The organism is Agrococcus sp. HG114, assembly GCF_024723325.1.
GTDB lineage: Bacteria > Actinomycetota > Actinomycetes > Actinomycetales > Microbacteriaceae > Agrococcus.
The window spans coordinates 1-1,507 of the sequence record NZ_JANQCH010000214.1; the positions used below are offsets into that span (position 1 = coordinate 1).

The 1,507-nt window shown below is 75.9% G+C and carries 3 protein-coding genes; all 3 read left to right on the forward strand.

What is annotated here, in order from left to right; genetic code table 11:
- Nucleotides 1–118: 118 nt before the first annotated feature.
- The gene (locus tag NWP09_RS12765; RefSeq protein WP_258275873.1) at nt 119–742 is read left to right on the forward strand and encodes a hypothetical protein; all 624 of its coding nucleotides are present in this window, start codon (nt 119–121) and stop codon (nt 740–742) included.
- Nucleotides 743–842: 100 nt separating this feature from the next.
- On the forward strand, nt 843–1,118 hold the full coding sequence (locus tag NWP09_RS12770; RefSeq protein ID WP_258275874.1) for a hypothetical protein: 276 nt from the start codon (nt 843–845) through the stop codon (nt 1,116–1,118).
- A partial coding sequence (locus NWP09_RS12775) for a hypothetical protein (protein WP_258275875.1) occupies nt 1,115–1,507 on the forward strand: 393 nt, incomplete at its 3' end. The genes NWP09_RS12770 and NWP09_RS12775, both read left to right, overlap by 4 nt.

The window sequence follows — 1,507 nt, forward strand, 5'->3', positions numbered from 1 at the left end:
CAGCTCGGCACCCTGCACCGCATCGACGCCGAGCTGCGCGCGCGGTGACCGCGGCCCGCCCCGGGCGGCAGGGCACGGCCCGCCACGACGCAGCCACCACCGAGGAGGACGCACGACCATGAGCGAGCAGACCGACCTGCGCGCGGCGCTGGGCGTCGCGCCCGACCCGGAGTTCGAGCTCGAGCTGCCGCCGGGCTGGGCCCGCCACGCACCCGATGCGGCCACGCGCGACCGCTTCGCCGCGGGCATCCGGCAGCGCATGATGCAGGCGCACCGGCCCGACCTCTACGCGCAGGCGCAGCGCCTCCTCGACGACTCGTTCGAGGCGATGCGGCGCGGCGACACGATCGCGTTCTTCGCCCCGACCGATCCGGGCGACGAGACGCTGTGGCTGCCCGCCTCGATCCTCGCGTCCGTGCGGCGCGCGCAGCCCGACGTCACGCTCGACGAGGCGGTGCGGCATGCGATCCTCGAGTACGACGCGGCGCCCCTCGACGGCCAGAAGCGCATCGTGCGCTTCGAGCGCGACGCGCTCGAGACGCTGCAGGGCGAGTCGCTCCGCGTGCTCACCGTCGTGTACCTCACGCCCATCCCGGGCACCCGCCGTCGACGCGCGCTGCAGCTGACCGCGACGATCAACCGCCCGGTCGACGTCGACGTCGACGACCCGGTCGTCGACGCCCAGCGCCTCCTCATCGACGCGTGCGTGTCGACGCTGCGCTGGCGGCGTCCGCAGCCCTGAGCGCACGGGGCCGCGGAGCGGCTCCCTGTCCATGGGCACTCCTGCCCATTCCGCGCGCCTCGGGCGGATGCGTAGCGTCGGCCTCGGCGAGGAGGCGCACGTGACCGACATCCGCATCAGCTACGGCGATCTCGACGCGGCCGTCGAGCACCTCCGCTTCGTCTCGCGGCAGCTCTCCGCCTCCGATCGCACGAGCGCGGCGGCCGCCGAGGCCGTCGGCGACGAGCACCTCGCGGCGCGCGTGCTCGCGTTCGCAGACAGCTGGGACGACACGCGCGAGCGCTTCCAGGAGGCGGGGGACGCCCTCGCCGAGCGCATCGCCGGCATCGCGCGCGGCTTCCGCGACGCCGACCGCTCGCTGGTGGCGGGAGGGTGAGCCTCGAGCAGCTCGCCGGGCAGTGGCAGGCCGTCGAGGGCCACGGCGACGCCTACCTGCGCACGGCCGACGCGATCGAGCGGGCGATCGAGCACCTCCGCGCCGTGCGCGACGAGGACGCGACCGTCGCGCGGTCGTTCGACCGCGTGCGCGAGAGCGCCGCATCGGTCTCCGAGCAGCTCGGCCGCGCGACCTCGCGATACCGGGTGACGGGGCAGGCGCTCGTCGACTACGCCGATGAGCTGCGCGTCGCGCAGGCCCAGGCCGACGAGGCGATCGAGCAGTGGCGCGCGGCCGACGCGGCGGCGAGCGCGACGCTCGCCGAGCGCGACCGCCTCGCCTCCCTCGACGCCGCGGGCGGCGCATCCGCCGACGCCGCGGTCCGAGCG

Excerpts from the sequence above, each read along its gene's own strand:
- NWP09_RS12765 (WP_258275873.1), top strand. The coding sequence starts at position 119 with ATGAGCGAGCAGACCGACCTGCGCGCGGCGCTGGGCGTCGCGCCCGAC.